This window comes from Erwinia plantamica, from assembly GCF_043420595.1.
Lineage (GTDB): Bacteria > Pseudomonadota > Gammaproteobacteria > Enterobacterales > Enterobacteriaceae > Erwinia > Erwinia aeris.
The window spans coordinates 16,021-30,745 of the sequence record NZ_JBGCUC010000003.1 but is presented as its reverse complement, the minus strand read 5'-3'; the positions used below and the strand labels follow the sequence as shown (position 1 = coordinate 30,745).

General features: G+C 56.4%; 17 protein-coding genes. 2 read left to right on the top strand and 15 right to left on the bottom strand.

Annotated features, from left to right (window positions below; all coding sequences use genetic code 11):
• The first annotated feature begins 199 nt into the window (after positions 1-199).
• Both AB3U87_RS03555 and dsrB read left to right on the top strand, forming a co-directional pair.
• On the top strand, positions 200-358 hold the full coding sequence (locus AB3U87_RS03555) for a YqaE/Pmp3 family membrane protein (protein ID WP_039385165.1): 159 nt from the start codon (positions 200-202) through the stop codon (positions 356-358).
• A 62-nt stretch (positions 359-420) separates the two neighbouring features.
• Positions 421-612 (top strand): protein DsrB, encoded by a 192-nt coding sequence (gene dsrB, locus AB3U87_RS03550; RefSeq protein WP_253460447.1) that lies wholly within the window; start codon positions 421-423, stop codon positions 610-612.
• Positions 613-662: 50 nt separating this feature from the next.
• Here dsrB and AB3U87_RS03545 read toward each other — a convergent pair whose 3' ends face one another.
• The 15 genes from AB3U87_RS03545 to fliF all read right to left on the bottom strand — a co-directional run bounded on the left by AB3U87_RS03545 (position 663) and on the right by fliF (position 14,681).
• A complete protein-coding gene (locus AB3U87_RS03545; protein ID WP_301730388.1) occupies positions 663-2,348 on the bottom strand; it encodes a methyl-accepting chemotaxis protein in 1,686 nt (561 codons plus the stop codon).
• A 152-nt stretch (positions 2,349-2,500) separates the two neighbouring features.
• Positions 2,501-3,136, bottom strand: coding sequence for a transcriptional regulator RcsA (rcsA, locus tag AB3U87_RS03540; protein ID WP_253460455.1), 636 nt, complete (start codon positions 3,134-3,136; stop codon positions 2,501-2,503).
• 643 nt (positions 3,137-3,779) lie between these two features.
• Positions 3,780-4,565 carry a flagellar biosynthetic protein FliR gene (fliR, locus tag AB3U87_RS03535; protein WP_253460458.1) on the bottom strand — a complete coding sequence of 262 codons (786 nt, stop codon included), beginning with the start codon at positions 4,563-4,565 and terminating at the stop codon, positions 3,780-3,782.
• Positions 4,566-4,835: a flagellar biosynthesis protein FliQ gene (gene fliQ / locus AB3U87_RS03530; RefSeq protein ID WP_125288017.1), complete on the bottom strand. Its 270-nt coding sequence runs from the start codon at positions 4,833-4,835 to the stop codon at positions 4,566-4,568.
• Positions 4,836-4,918: 83 nt separating this feature from the next.
• Complete coding sequence (gene fliP, locus AB3U87_RS03525) at positions 4,919-5,653, bottom strand: flagellar type III secretion system pore protein FliP (protein WP_125288016.1); 735 nt, start codon at positions 5,651-5,653, stop codon at positions 4,919-4,921.
• Positions 5,650-6,081: a flagellar biosynthetic protein FliO gene (gene fliO, locus AB3U87_RS03520; RefSeq protein ID WP_125288318.1), complete on the bottom strand. Its 432-nt coding sequence runs from the start codon at positions 6,079-6,081 to the stop codon at positions 5,650-5,652. The genes fliP and fliO overlap by 4 nt, the downstream gene beginning before the upstream one ends.
• A gap of 38 nt (positions 6,082-6,119) precedes the next feature.
• The gene (fliN, locus tag AB3U87_RS03515) at positions 6,120-6,527 is read right to left on the bottom strand and encodes a flagellar motor switch protein FliN (RefSeq protein WP_125288015.1); all 408 of its coding nucleotides are present in this window, start codon (positions 6,525-6,527) and stop codon (positions 6,120-6,122) included.
• Positions 6,520-7,527, bottom strand: a complete 1,008-nt coding sequence (gene fliM / locus AB3U87_RS03510) for a flagellar motor switch protein FliM (protein ID WP_253460461.1) — start codon at positions 7,525-7,527, stop codon at positions 6,520-6,522. Before fliM ends, fliN begins: the two co-directional genes overlap by 8 nt.
• A 6-nt stretch (positions 7,528-7,533) precedes the next feature.
• Entirely contained in the window at positions 7,534-8,013 is a 480-nt protein-coding gene (fliL, locus tag AB3U87_RS03505; RefSeq protein WP_125288013.1) for a flagellar basal body-associated protein FliL, read from the bottom strand.
• A 144-nt stretch (positions 8,014-8,157) separates the two neighbouring features.
• On the bottom strand, positions 8,158-9,468 hold the full coding sequence (locus AB3U87_RS03500) for a flagellar hook-length control protein FliK (RefSeq protein ID WP_394148425.1): 1,311 nt from the start codon (positions 9,466-9,468) through the stop codon (positions 8,158-8,160).
• Positions 9,465-9,911, bottom strand: coding sequence for a flagellar export protein FliJ (gene fliJ, locus AB3U87_RS03495; protein ID WP_394148423.1), 447 nt, complete (start codon positions 9,909-9,911; stop codon positions 9,465-9,467). The genes AB3U87_RS03500 and fliJ overlap by 4 nt, the downstream gene beginning before the upstream one ends.
• Before the next feature lie 10 nt (positions 9,912-9,921).
• Positions 9,922-11,286, bottom strand: coding sequence for a flagellar protein export ATPase FliI (gene fliI / locus AB3U87_RS03490; RefSeq protein ID WP_125288010.1), 1,365 nt, complete (start codon positions 11,284-11,286; stop codon positions 9,922-9,924).
• Positions 11,286-11,990, bottom strand: a complete 705-nt coding sequence (gene fliH / locus AB3U87_RS03485; RefSeq protein ID WP_253460466.1) for a flagellar assembly protein FliH — start codon at positions 11,988-11,990, stop codon at positions 11,286-11,288. Before fliH ends, fliI begins: the two co-directional genes overlap by 1 nt.
• Positions 11,983-12,975: a flagellar motor switch protein FliG gene (fliG, locus tag AB3U87_RS03480; RefSeq protein ID WP_253460469.1), complete on the bottom strand. Its 993-nt coding sequence runs from the start codon at positions 12,973-12,975 to the stop codon at positions 11,983-11,985. Before fliG ends, fliH begins: the two co-directional genes overlap by 8 nt.
• A complete protein-coding gene (gene fliF / locus AB3U87_RS03475; RefSeq protein WP_369895703.1) occupies positions 12,972-14,681 on the bottom strand; it encodes a flagellar basal-body MS-ring/collar protein FliF in 1,710 nt (569 codons plus the stop codon). The genes fliG and fliF overlap by 4 nt, the downstream gene beginning before the upstream one ends.
• Between the last annotated feature and the right edge of the window lie 44 nt (positions 14,682-14,725).

Sequence of the window (14,725 nt, the reverse complement as noted above, 5' to 3'; positions counted from 1 at the left end):
TGACTGCGCCTTTGGGGTTGGTGCAGTGGGAACAGTGTATGCCGGGCCGTTGTCAGAAGTCTCACCGTAAAACGTTAAAAAAGTGAAAAATATACGTTCATTACGTTGTTTTACATGCGGCGGCAGGCGCAACGGCAGATTCGGGCTATACTGAACAAACGATTACAAAACAAGCTGTTATCCGCGCTATGGAGGCGACATGGATCTTTTACGTATTATTATTGCTATTCTTCTGCCCCCGCTGGGTGTTTTTATGCAGGTCGGTTTTGGCGGCGCCTTCTGGCTGAATATCCTGCTGACGCTCTGCGGCTACATTCCGGGTATTGTGCACGCCGTTTGGGTCATTGCGCGTCGTTAAGCGCGCCGGTTTCCGGGTAAGATGCGCTATCTTATTTGTAGCGCACCTACCAGGAGAAAAAAATGAAGGTAAACGATCGGGTCACGGTAAAGACCGACGGCGGGCCGCGCCGCGCCGGCACGGTACTGGCGGTAGAGGACTTTAGCGAAGGCACCATGTATCTGGTCTCGCTGGAGGATTATCCGCAGGGGATCTGGTTTTTTAACGAGCTGGGGCAGCGGGACGGCATTTTTGTAGAACCGCATACCGAATAGCCGCGCAGGATGAAAAAGGGCGAAGCAATTCGCCCTTTTTTACGCCCGTTCTAAAATTTTTCCCAGTTATCGCCGTCCGCCAGCGCCGGACGCAACGGCGCCGCTTTGGTTTTCAGCACTGGCGCAGTCGGCTGTGGCGTGCCGCTAAGATTAAAGGCCGCTACGGCCTGCGTCAGACGCGAGGCCTGCTCTTCCAGCGATGAGGCGGCGGCGGAGGCCTGTTCCACCAGCGAGGCGTTCTGCTGGGTAACGTTATCCATTTCCGATACGGCCTGGCTCACCTGCTGGATGCCCCGGCTTTGTTCATCAGAAGCAGAAGCAATCTCGGCCATAATCTCCGTAACGCTGTGTACGGCCTGGACGATATCCGTCATTCTCTCGCCTGCATGGCTGACCTGAGTCGATCCCCGATCGATCAGGCTGACCGATTCGGCAATCAACCCTTCAATTTCCTTCGCCGCGCCCGCACTGCGCTGCGCCAGATTCCGCACCTCGCTGGCCACCACGGCGAAACCGCGACCCTGTTCGCCCGCCCGCGCCGCTTCAACGGCGGCATTCAGCGCCAGAATATTGGTCTGGAATGCGATGCTGTTGATAACCGTGGTAATTTCAGCAATTTTCTTTGAGCTGGCGGAAATATTATTCATGGTGCCGATCACGCCGGAAACGATATCCCCGCCCTGGCGGGCTTTCCCGGAGGCGTCGCCCGCCAGCTGGCTGGCATGGTGCGCATTTTCCGCATTCTGCTTCACGGTTGCGGTCAGCTGTTCCATGCTGGCCGCCGTTTCTTCCAGCGCCGCCGCCTGCTGCTCGGTACGGGAGGATAGATCGGTATTGCCCGCCGAAATTTCGGTCGAGCCCTGATAGATAGCTACCGCACCTTCACGCACTGTGCCGACCGTTTTCACCAGCGCCTGCTGCATCGTTTGCAGATTGCTGCCCAACGCGCCGATTTCACTGCGGCCCCAGGCCTGCGGCGGCGCGGTCAGATCGCCATGCGAAATACGCTCAATTCGCTGCACCGCCTGGCGTAGCGGGGCAATGATCACGCGACGCAGGAAGATAAAGGTAGCCAGCGTCAGCAGCAGCGCGGCGGCGAAAGCGCCGGCCATCATAATAAAGCCCATGCGGGTTTGCGCCTCCGCGCCCGCGTTAATGGCGGTGGCGCGCTGGGTACGAATGGCGATGGCTTTCAGCAGTACGGCGTTATAGTCATTATCCAGGCCGCGCGTGAAATCTGTTTCTCGCGTTATCACATTTTCAAAGCTGCCGTCTTTGGCGCTTTTTACCATTGGCAGCAGGCCCTCGCTGACATAGGCCGTAAAGCGGGTGGTCAATTCACCATCCAGCGCTTCGTCCGCCGGGGTTTTAATGCGCCGTTGCGTGTAGGCTTTAAAATTCTCGCCAGCCAGCTGAATACGCTTTTCCGCCTGTTTAAGATTCTCGTTAAACAGATCCATATCGCCAATGCGCACCGCCGCGCCCGCGTGAATAATATTCAGCCGGGCCGTACGCAGGTGATTGGAGCTGTTAGAGATAGCCATACGTACCTGGATCTCTTCGGTAACGTCCTTGAGCGACTGATTACTCTGGATCAGATAATAGCTCGCCAGGCCGATGCACAGGGCGAACAGAAACAGGATGGCACCGAGAATAGTGGTGAACAGGGGAACGAGGCGCAGATGCTGCCAGAAACTTAAGTGAGAAGAACCTTCGGGTTGGGGGAGTGGTGTCATGTCCTTGTGCTCTCTGTCTGGGTAAACGAAGCGACAGGCTTCGCTTTGTTTACAACTCATCGGCAGAGAGAGGCGAAAGGTTAACGGAAAAGTGTGATCCTGTTAACATTAGTGGATAAAATAAAGCCGGCATAAGCCGGCTTCTTTAACGCTTAGCGTACGTTGACGTAGATACCGCTGGTGACGTTATCAGTCAGGCGCACAACATGATAGATGACCTGTTTATTATGAGTCTTAATCTTGCGTTTAATATTGCCTTTATGCGAAGAAACCGTTTTGGCTTTAATTTGCATTTTGTCCGAGATCTGAATGGTATCGTGACCGGACATCCACATTTTAAGCATGTTCGACTCGGTTTGGCTTAGCGTCAATGGATGAACATCGAAGCCAGCGGAATAGCGAGGCGACACGTTGAGTTTCTTCTGGAAATAGGACAGAAGTAAGTTATCGAGTGTAGCAGGCTTAATCGATTTTGACGTAATAATCAGGTTCTTACGAACGTAGAGGTATTCCTCAAAATGGATGTTAGAGATAGCCATAAAGATGAAAAACAGCGTGTCAGGATGCTGCGTAATAATGTCTCTTATACGCTGGCTGGCATCTGCTTCATAAATAAAACAATCTTCGTTAATAAATACAACGCCCGGTTGGAGCTGCTGGCATTTAATTTGAAGCTGATCGATGTCGGTAACGGAAGTTATGTTTTTCTTTTTAACTCCCTTGACGGACATATAATCAGTAAGACCTAAGCGTGTGTAGCTGCATGAATCCATTATAATTGTTGGCATAACTGCGACCCTCACCAAATTGTTATTCGTTTAAACTAACGATGAATTACGCGTTGTGTAAGTTACGAGAGTAATATGTTCTGTTTTCAATTTTATTATTTGTACTCAGCATTAAGTCTGTTAGCGGACGCTGAACAAACCTGTCCATGCTCGATGTAACCGTTTAGTTTAGGCAAACCACCCACTACCAACGCGGTAAAACATCCGTAGACAGATGGAGGATCTGACAGAAGTTTGCCGCACTGCTTTGTGAACTTCGCCACTATCGCGCAGAACGCAGAGAAATCTGATAGGACGAATCCTAAAAAACATTCATCACGCGAATGTGTGCCGCTGTATAGGGCACTAAACCTGCTGTGAAATACGATTTGCTACAAGAATAACGGCAAAAAATAAAATTTCCAGTAAAAACAGACGTTTTTATTCACTCCGATGCTTAACATTTAAGCAACATTGCATCCGTTTCGTTAAACAAAATACGCTAACTGGCATTTAATAAGAATAATTTTCATTGGGTGAAGCGATTAATCAGATTTTCCTTAAGAATTTTCTGGTGTCGGTGGTTTGAAAAATGTGCAAAAACATTCTACACGCTTAACAATGCACCCAGGGCCTCTCTTAAGGTGGTTCTGAATACTTAAGTTTATTTGGCAGGAAGTTCGCTAAGGATCTGTGAGAGTAAATCAAATACTTCGCTGAATAAATGCTCACAAAACGGGGCCAGGAGCGGCATCATCAGGCTCAGGAAGATAAGACCGATTGATAAGGTGATAGGAAAGCCGATGGCAAAAACCGACAGCTGAGGTGAAACACGGTTTAACAAACCCAGTGCCAGGTTAATGATGAGCAGCAGCGTTATCAGGGGTAACGCTAATCGCATTCCATTAAGGAAAATCAGACTGGCTGCTTTCGTTAACGCCAGAAACGCGTTGCCGTTAATCAGCTCTCCGCCAACAGGCAGCGTATGAAAGCTGTCGGCGACCATAGAAATTAACCACAGGTGACCGTTAAAAGATAAAAACAGCAGCATGGCCAGCATATCCATAAAGCGGGCCAGCACCGGCATATTCAGTCGGCTTGAAGGATCGAAAAAGGTGGCAAAAGAGATACCCATCTGCAAACCAATGACTTCACCTGCGGTTCTGACTGCCGCAAAGGCAAATTGCATCGTAAAACCGATAGCCACGCCAATCAGAATCTGCTGAATCAGCAGCCAGAAGCCGCCAATTGAGAATAAGGTCACATTAACCGGCGGCAGCGTGGGGATCAAAACCCAGGTAATCATCAGGCCTAAGCCGAGCTTAACCTTTTTGCTAATCGATTTTTCACTGAGGATCGGGGCGGTCATGATTAACGCCAGCACGCGGGCGAGGGGCCAAAAAAGTTGCCCCATCCATAACATCAGCTGGCTGCTGTCGAAGTTAATCATTTAACCGATCATATTAGGCAGGTTGGTAAACAGGGTGCGCATATAGTCCAGCACCAGGCTCAGCATCCACGGGCCAGCCACGACGATGGTCGCAACGACGGCGAGGATTTTTGGAATAAAAGAGAGCGTTTGTTCGTTGATTTGCGTCGCCGCCTGCAGCAGGCTAATCAGTAGACCGCTGACCAGCGCCGCCAGCAGCAGAGGTGCAGCCAGGATCAGCCCAACGTGCAGCGCATCATGACCAATTGACATAACCGATTCTGGTGTCATCACGACTCCGGGAAAATTGAGGGCCTATATCGTCGCGACAGGCAGCGCCGCGATTTTTGCCGGGCGACGTCGTCGCCCGATTATTATGAATAGAAGCTTTGCGCCAGCGAACTAATCAGCAGCTGCCAGCCGTCTACCAGCACGAACAGCATCAGCTTAAAGGGCAGCGCGATGGTCGCGGGCGGCACCATCATCATCCCCAGCGCCATCAGCACGCTGGCGACGACAAGGTCGATAATCAGAAACGGGATAAACACGGTAAAGCCAATCTGGAACGCCGTTTTCAGCTCGCTGGTCACGTAGGCCGGCAGCAGAATGCGCATCGGCACCGCTTCCGGGCCTTGCAAAGGCGGGGAGTTGGCCAGGCGAGCAAACAGGGCCAGATCCGCTTCGCGAGTCTGCCGCAGCATAAATTCACGCAGCGGCTGCGCGCCTTTATCCAGCGCGTCCTGCATACTGATCTTGTCTTCGCTGAACGGCAGATAGGCGTTCTGATAAATCTTGTCCAATACCGGACTCATAATAAAGAAGGTCAGAAACAGCGCCAGGCCGAGCAGCACCTGGTTTGGCGGCGCGGACGGCGTGCCCAGCGCGTTACGCAGCAGGCCGAAAACAATGATGATGCGCGTAAAGCTGGTCATCATCAGCAAAATAGCGGGCAGGAAAGTCAGCGAGGTGATAAACACCAGCGTCTGCACCGGCAGCGACCAGCTCTGACCGCCGTTAGCCGTCGGACGGCTGACCAGGCCCGGCAACTGGGCGTGAACTTCAGGCGCCAGCAGCAGCAGCAGCGCTAAGAAAGGAAGAATGCGTTTCATTTTGGTTTTCCGGCGCGTTTAATAAGCTCTAACACCTGACGGAAATCGCCAGCGGGCTGCGGCTCTTCCGGATTTTCCTGCACCGGTGAGGGCGGCAGGGTATGCAGATGGGTGATCTGCTGTGCGGTCACGCCCAGCACCAGCCGGGCATCCTGCACGTCAACGATAACCACGCGCTCGCGCTGCCCAACCTGGCAGCTGGCGCTGATCGAGATATCCCGCTGGCCGCGCTTGCCCGTTTTGGGCGCGAAGCCAAATCGTTTCGCCAGCCAGGCGCAGGCCAGAATCAACAGAATAATCACGGCCAACACGCTGCTGACCTGCGTCAACACTGAACCGGTGGAAGCGGCCGGCTGGCCTGGCGGTTGTTGCGTTTGTCCGACGTTGACCGGCGAATGCGCCGCCGGTTGCTGCTGGCCCGTGCTCATTGGCGCTTGCTCCTGCTGCGTTTGGCTGGCGGTCGTCATTAACGGCTCAGTCGACGCATACGTTCAGATGGCGTAATGATGTCGGTGATGCGCACGCCGTATTTATCGGCAACCACCACGACTTCGCCCTGGGCAATCAGATAACCGTTGATCAGAATATCCAGCGGCTCGCCGGCCAGGCCTTCCAGCGCCACCACGGAACCCTGCGTCAGACGCAGCAGCTCTTTAATGGTCATCTTGGTGCGGCCCAGTTCCACGGTCAGCTTGACCGGGATATCCATAATCAGGTCGATATCCTGGAGCGAACCGGCGATATCATTACTTTCCAGAGATTTAAACACCCCTTCGGACGCGGTGCTGGTTGAGTTTGACTGCTCGTTCAGCGCGTCAGCCCAAAGGTCGTCCGCAGAGAGGTCGTCAACGGACGGCTTATTGGTGTCACTCATGGGGCTGTTCCTCATTCATCGAGTTCAAAATCGGGTTAATCAGATGTTCCACACGCAGCGCGTACTGCCCATTCAGGGTGCCGTACTGGCTGGTTAAGACCGGCACGCCATCGACATGAGCGATAATGCGATCCGGTTTTTCTATCGGTAATACATCGCCGGGCTTCAGGGCCAGCAGGCGTGAAATCCGCATCGAGACGTCGGCAAAGTTCGCAATCAGCTCCAGTTCGGAGTGCTGAACCTGCTTCACCAGCGTCTCGCGCCAGTTGTGATCTTCCTGACGCGAGTTCTCCAGCGGCGGGTTGACCAGGGTTTCACGCAGCGGTTCAATCATGCTGAACGGAATGCAGATATTGAACTCGCCAATCAGGTTGCCAATCTCCACCTGGAACGGCGTGGTAATCACGATATCGTTAGGTGAAGTAGTAATATTAGTAAACTTTACCTGCATTTCGGAGCGAACATACTCCACGTCCAGCGGATAAATCGGTTTCCACGCTTCGCTGTAGCCTTCCAGCGCCAGTTTTAGCATCTTGCGAATGACGCGCTGTTCGGTTGCCGTAAACTCGCGTCCTTCTACTTTAGTAGGGAAGCGACCGTCTCCGCCAAACAGGTTATCCACGGCGATAAACACCAGGCTTGGCGAAAACACCACCAGCGCCGTACCGCGCAGCGGCTTCAGGTGGATCAGGTTCAGGTTCGTCGGCACCGGCAGGTTGCGAGCAAATTCATGATACGGCTGAATTTTAATCGCGCCTACCGTGATATCCGGGCTACGACGCAGCAGGTTAAACAGCGCCATCCTGTATGAACGCGCAAAGCGTTCGTTAATGATCTCCAGCGCCTGCAGACGTTCGCGAACCATGCGACGCTGGGTATTGGGATCGTAAGGACGAATATCACTGTCGCCCGCGCTGCTGACGTTTTCTTCCGCCGCGCTGTCGCTGTCGCCGTTAAGCAGCGCGTCAATTTCCGCTTGTGAGAGAATGCTGTCGGCCATTTTGCCCTACCTCAGGATAAAGGCGGTGAACAGAACGTCCGTCACCTTTTGCGGAGGTTGTCCCGGTACCAGCGGCGGCGCAAGCGTGGCTTTAATCTGTTTGACCAGCTCTTGCTTGCCCTGTTCGTTGCCCAGCGACGCGGCGTTCTGGTTAGAGAGCAGCAGCAGCAGGCGGCTGCGAACTTCCGGCAGATAATCATTTACGCGCTGCAGCGTTTCCTGATCGGGCAGACGCAGCGTGAAGCCAACGTAAAGCACGCGATCGGGATCGTTATCCGGGTTGATCAGGTTAACGGTAAACGTATCCAGCGCCAGGAATACCGGTGCAGGCGGCGGCGCAGGCTTTTCAGCTTTTGCCGTGTCGGCAGACCCGTGCATTTTATGCCAGACCAGATAGCCTCCTGCGCCACAAGCGGCCAGAACCACCAGCGCTATCAGGATAATCAAGAGTTTACGTTTGCCGCTTTTGGCTTTCTTCTCAGTCATACGGGCGATAATTCCTGTGAGTATGTTCAAGAGCCGGGAGTGCCTGCTCTCTGACGACGTTATGGGCAGATTATCCCGCATCGCTCGCTAAACAATAGGGCGAAAAGACGCGGGTTTTGCCGTTAGCTTTGGCGTTTGTGATCGTCAGGCGAAGATATCAACGGCATTACTGCCCGAAGCGCGCGCCTGGAGGGAGGCAGGAACGGCGATAGGGGTGATCTCGCTGTCGGCGTCGGCAGCAAGACTAAAGGTGTTGCCACGGCTGTTATTACGCTGCTCCTGCTGGCCGCTAAAGCTCTGGCTCTGCGCCTGGGCGTCGCTGCTGACGTTGGTCTGCCCAAGGTTGATGCCGCTCTGCGCCAGCGCTTCCTTCAGCTGCGGCATGGCGGCCTCCAGCGCGGCGCGCACCTGGCTGTGGTTCGACACCATGCTCAGCTGCGCCTGATCGCTGTCCAGCTTCAGGCTAATCTGGATGCTGCCCAGATCCAGCGGATGCAGATGCAGCTCGGCGGTCTGCTGACCGTTGCGGCTGAACATCACAATCTGCTGGCCCAGCGCCTGCTGCCATTCCGGGCTGCCCAGCTGAGAGCTCAGCTGCGGCGTAGCCGGTGCGCTAACCAGCGAGGTTGTAGCTGGCGTCACGGCGGCGGAAGCAGCGCTGATAACACCAGGTGTAATCGTTGTCTGGCTGGCGGCACTGTCTTTATCGCTGTCTTTAGTCACCTGGCCCAGCACCTGCTGGAAGGCGCTGTTCAGCGTAGCGATATCGCCTTTCTGCGTGCCGGCCGCTGCGCTCAGGGTGTTAGTGCTGCTCAGCGGCATGCTGCTGTCGCTGTCTTTTGCGGTTTCATCGCCGTCGACGGCTGTCGTCTTAGCGCCGCCCGCGCTGGCTAACAGCGAGGCAAGGGTAGCGTTAGCGTTGCTGCCTTTGATATTGCCTTCGGTCAGGCTATCGCCGCCTTTGGCAAGGGCTGCGGTCGGCTGCTGCTGCGCCTGCGGCAGCATGGCGAACAGCGCCTGAAGCGCCTGCATATCGCTGCTGCTCAGGGGCGTCGCGGCGGCGGCGGTTTCGCTGTCGTCCTGGCTTTTAGTCAGCGCGATCGCGTTGTCTTCCAACGGCGTTTTCGCGGGCTGTAGCAGCGAGTTCAGCGTTTCCGGTTTATCCAGCGCGGCCAGCAGCGCGTTCAGTTTCGCCTTCGGCGAGGCGGCATTTTTATCGTCGGCAGCGGCAACGGCCGCCGTCGCCGAGGCGGGCAGGGCTGTTTGCCCCTGCTGCGCCAGCGTCAGCAGCTTATTGCCAAGCAGCGACAGAAAGCCCGCGTTGCCGGTTTGCGCGCCGTCGGCCGTAGCCGCACCGCCAATATCCGTGCCGATATCGGTAGCATCCGCCGCCGCGCCGTTAGTGGAAGCGGTCGCGGTTTTCGCCGCCATGTTAACCAGTGGCAAAGTCATCATTCGCCTTTCCTCAATGATGCCCGTTGGGCAAATTCATCCATCCGTTTCTGATCGAGACGGTTTTCCTGTAATAGTGCGGTTGCTGCCGCGCGAGCCTGTAGGGTTTCATAAGCATGAAGCCGCTGCTGCTTGTCGCGCCACAGGCGCAATGCGTTTTCTACCCGGCCGTTCCAGTTCGCCAGCTGCTGGCGATGCTGTTCGATCGCTTTTTCCAGCGTCTCGATAAACTGGTGGTAGTTGTACCAGCGGGTGCTGTTAATCCCTTCCGTCATGGTGGTGTTCAGCGTTTTGCGATATTCGTCCTGATAGTTCAGCAGCATATGTAGCTGCTCATCAGCCTGTTTCTGACCGCGACGAACGTCGCCCAGCTGGATGGCGGCCTTTTCCAGATCTTTCTGCGCCAGGCCGCACAAGGTTTCAATTGGCGATGCGTGTTTTGCCATCAGTCAGCCCTTAACCAAAAATTGCCTGCAGATGCAGACAGGCGTCGTCAAACGTACTGCGCTCAAACATGCCCTGCTGTAAGAAGGTTTCCAGCTCCGGATAGAGCTTGATCGCTTTATCCAGCGTCGGATCGCTGCCGGCGGCATAGGCGCCTACGCTTACCAGATCGCGGTTGCGCTGATAGCTGGAAAGCAGCTGTTTGAACTGGCGAACCCGCGCATAGTGCGTATCGTCGATCAGATGCGACATCACGCGGCTGATCGACGCTTCAATATCAATGGCCGGATAGTGGCCCGACTCCGCCAGGCGACGCGACAGCACGATGTGACCGTCAAGAATGGCGCGCGCGGAGTCCGCAATGGGATCCTGCTGGTCATCGCCTTCGGTCAGCACCGTATAAAAAGCGGTGATGGAGCCGCCGCCGTCAATGCCGTTACCGGCACGTTCCACCAGCGCGGGCAGCTTGGCGAAAACGGAAGGCGGATAGCCTTTGGTGGCAGGCGGCTCACCGATAGCCAGGGCGATTTCACGCTGGGCCATGGCGTAACGAGTCAGGGAATCCATAATCAACAGCACGTGCTGGCCGCGATCGCGAAAATCTTCCGCGATGCGCGTGGCGTAGGCCGCGCCCTGCATACGCAGCAGCGGAGAAACATCCGCTGGCGCCGCGATTACTACAGAGCGCGCGCGGCCCTCGGCGCCCAGAATATTTTCAATAAAGTCTTTTACTTCACGGCCACGCTCGCCAATCAGCCCAACCACAATTACGTCGGCTTTGGTATAGCGCGCCATCATGCCCAGCAGCACGCTTTTACCCACGCCGGACCCGGCGAACAGGCCCATACGCTGGCCGCGACCCACGGTCAGCAGGGCGTTAATGGCCCGCACGCCGGTGTCCAGCACATCGGTAATCGGCGTACGCTGCAGCGGGTTAAACGGCGGCGTAATCAAGGGCGCGCGATAGCCGGTTTCCGGCGAAGGCAGCCCGTCCAGCGGCCGACCGCTGCCATCGAGTACGCGCCCCAGCAGCTCCGGGCCGAGCATCAGCTGTTTGCCGCTGTGCTGGCTGTCGCCGGCCACGCGGGCATACACGCGCGCGCCGGGCAAAATGCCTTCTACTTCTTCCAGCGGCATCAAAAACAGCCTCTGGCCGTTAAAACCGACGACTTCGCTCTCGACTTCGCTGACGCCGTTGCCGTCCATGCGCTCGATCACGCAGGTCGCGCCCAGCGGCAGCTGCAGGCCGGTCGCCTCCAGCACCAGGCCGGTGGCGCGGGTCAGGCGACCATAGCGGCGAACGTCCGGCACATTGGCCAGACGCTGTTCGAAAGAGTCAAGCGCGCCAAGCCAGCGCGACAGGCGAGAGGTGGTCATTACAGTTCTCCCGGCGCGGCAAGGCGGCAGAGTTCGTGCCAGCGGGTAGCGATGCTGGCGTCAAGGTCGCCATCTTCGGCGCTGACTTTACAGCCGCCGGGATGGATAGTGCTGTCCGCCATCAGGCGCCAGCCGTGCAGGCTGAGCGTGGCGCCCAGCGACTGCTCAATACGCTGTAAATCATCCGGATGCACGCGCAGCGTGGGTTTACCGCTGAACATCGGCTCCTGCTGGATCATGCCCTGGATTTGACGAAGCAGGGCGGTGCCGTCGACGTGCGGCGCCTGGCCAATCACCTGGCGAGCGGCCTCCAGCGCCAGCTGCATCAGACGGGCGGCGATCACGCTGTCCAACGCTTCCAGCGTGTGGGAAAACTCAGAGACCAGCTGCTGCATACGGGCCTGAAGCGGCGCCTGCTGCTGCTGCGCCTCGGCCAGCCCCTGCTGAAAGCCGGCTTCATAGCCTGCTTTCTGTCCTTCACTGAACCCCTGCTGATGCCCTTCGGCATAGCCCTGGCCCTGCGCTTCGCTGCGCGCCTGGTTTTGCATCTGCTCCAGCTCAGACTGCTGCTGGCTGAACGGATCGTCTGTCAGATCCGCCAGCGGCGCTTCCGGCTCGTCGAACGAGGCCATCAGCGGCTTATTCGGCTGCCCAAGATCGTTGGGCTGCCAGCGCTGCCAGGGAAGTGAAGATTTATCAGACATACTGTTCCTCGCCGCCGCCAATCACCATCTCGCCGCTTTCCGCCAGACGACGAACGATAAGCAGGATGGCTTTCTGTTCGCTTTCCACTGCCGACATACGCATCGGGCCACGGTTCGCCAGGTCGTCGCGCAGAATATCTGCCGCACGCTGCGACATGTTGCGCAGGAACTTCTCGCGCAGCGGCTGTTCGGAGCCTTTCAGCGCCACCAGCAGCGATTCCGATTCCACTTCCTGCAACAGACGCTGGATGCTGCGGTCGTCGACCTCCACCAGGTTTTCGAACAGGAACATTTCGTCGATAATTTTCTGCGCCAGTTCGCCGTCGAAGTCGCGTACCGCTTCGATAACCGCTTCTTCCTGCTGCGTCTTCATCAGGTTGATGATTTCCGCTGCGGTTCTCACGCCGCCCATCTTCGCACGCTTGAGGTTCTGACCATCGAGCAGGCCGTTCAGTACTTCGGTCAGCTCGGCCAGCGCCGCTGGCTGCACGCCGCCGAAGGTGGCGATACGCAGCATCACGTCGTGACGCAGACGCTCGTCGAACTGGGCCAGGATATCGGCCGCCTGCGAACGCTTCAGGTGTACCATAATGGTAGCAATGATCTGCGGATGCTCGTCGCGGATCAGGTCTGCCGCCGCCTGTGGCTCCATAAAGTTGAGCGTTTCCATGCCCGTAGTGGTTTCGCGGGTTTCCAGAATATCTTCCAGCAGGCTGGCTGCGCGCTCTTCACCCAGCGCTTTAGTCAGTACGGAGCGCAGGTAGTCGTTAGAGTTAACGCTCAGCGCCGCAAACTGTTCGGCATCGTTTTCAAACTCATGCAGTACTTCGGTCAGCTGCTTGTGAGAAACCTGACGCATATTTGAAATCGCGGCGCTCAGGTGCTGCACCTCGCGGGCGCCAAGGTGTTTGAACACCTCGGCCGCGCGGTCTTCGCCAATCGTCATCATCAGAATGGCGCTTTTTTCGGTACCGGTGAGACTCATAGTTCGTCCTTCATCCACTGGCGAATGACCAGAGCCACCACGCGTGGGTCGTTTTCCGACATCTCACGAATACGCTGGCTCATTACCTCAGCACTCATGCGGTGCTGAGACTTACGTTCTTGATCAAGCTCGTCTTTCGACAGCTTCACGGAGACGGCATCGTCATCGCTGCCCGCTCTTGCCTGGGTCGCGGCATCCACCATCGCTTTCTCCTGAAGCGCTTTACGCTGCAGCTGTGGACGAACCAGCTTGCGGTAAAGGATCCAGGCCACAATCAGTACCAGCAACCAGCGTCCGGCTTCCATTATCTGGTCGATAAAGGACTGCTGCTGCCAGAATGGCAGGTCGCCACCGATTTCCTGCGTATCGTTGAACTGGGAGTTCACCACGTTCAGCGTATCGCCGCGCTGCTCTGAATAGCCCATCGCTTCACGCGTCAGGTTGTCAATCTGCTTCAGCTGCGCATCGGTCAGCGCTATCGGCTTGCCGGCCGCGTCGGTTTTGTAGTTCACCACTACGGCTACAGAAAGACGCTGTACTTCACCTACATTCATCTTGGTATGCAGGATGGTGCGGTCTACTTCGTAGTTCGTGGTGTCATCATTACGGCTACTTAACGGCCCGGTTTTTGTCGTGCTGCTGTTCTGGTTTGCCGTGGCGTTGTTCGCCGTGGTGCTGTTCGCACCGTTCGCACCGTTTGCGCCATTAGCTGGCGTCGTCACCGGCGCGCTGTTGGCAGGCGCAGGCTGGTTAGAGAGTGCGCCGGGCACGCCGCCGGACTGACCGCCGGACTGCTCGCTGTTGCTGCTCTGCCGTGAGCGGATCGCCTGTTTAGAAGGATCGGTGTTGGGCTGATACTTCTCGTCGGTCTGCTCACGAGCATTAAAATCAATCTGCGCCGTTACCTGAGCGTGTACGTTACCGTTACCCAAAATCGGGTTCAGGATCGCTTCGATACGCTGCTGGTAGCGGGTTTCCACATCGCTGGCGTATTTCAGCTGCGCGTCATTCAGATCGCGGTCGGCATTATCGGACTGCGTCAGCAGATGACCGGCCTGGTCGACCACGGTCACGTTGCCCGGCGGCAGGCCGGCAACGCTGCTGGATACCATATGCACGATGGCGCTGATTTGACCCTGGTCCAGCGCACGGCCGGGCTGCAGCGTCAGGGTAACCGATGCGGTTGGCGCTTTCTGTTCACGCACAAACAGCGACGGTTTTGGCATGGCAAGATGTACGCGTACGTTCTTGACCGGGCCTAACGTTTCGATAGTACGGGACAGTTCGCCTTCCAGCGCGCGCTGGTAGTTAACCTGCTCGCTAAACTGGCTGATGCCGAACTTTTCCTGATCCAGCAGTTCGAAGCCGACCGCACCGCCTTTCGGTAGGCCCTGTTGGGCCAGGCGCAGACGCAGCTCGTGCACTTTCTCAGCGGGCACCATCAGCGCGCCGCCCTTATCATCGAACTGATAAGGAATGTTCATCTGGGTCAGCTGAGTGACGATGGCGCCGCCATCTTCATCGCTGAGGTTGTTGTAAAGCACACGGTACTCAGGCTGTTTGGCCCACAGCACCATGGCGATTACAATGGCAACGGCAGCCGCCGCAGCGATGATAATCGGGATGCGAGGATTTGCCTTTAAACGAGCAAAAAGGTCGTTCAAACCTTTCTTCTCTGGTTGATCCTGCGTGACAGTTGCATTCATGACTCTTTCCCGCCTGACAGTTGACCGGACTGTTTCGTGTAGTG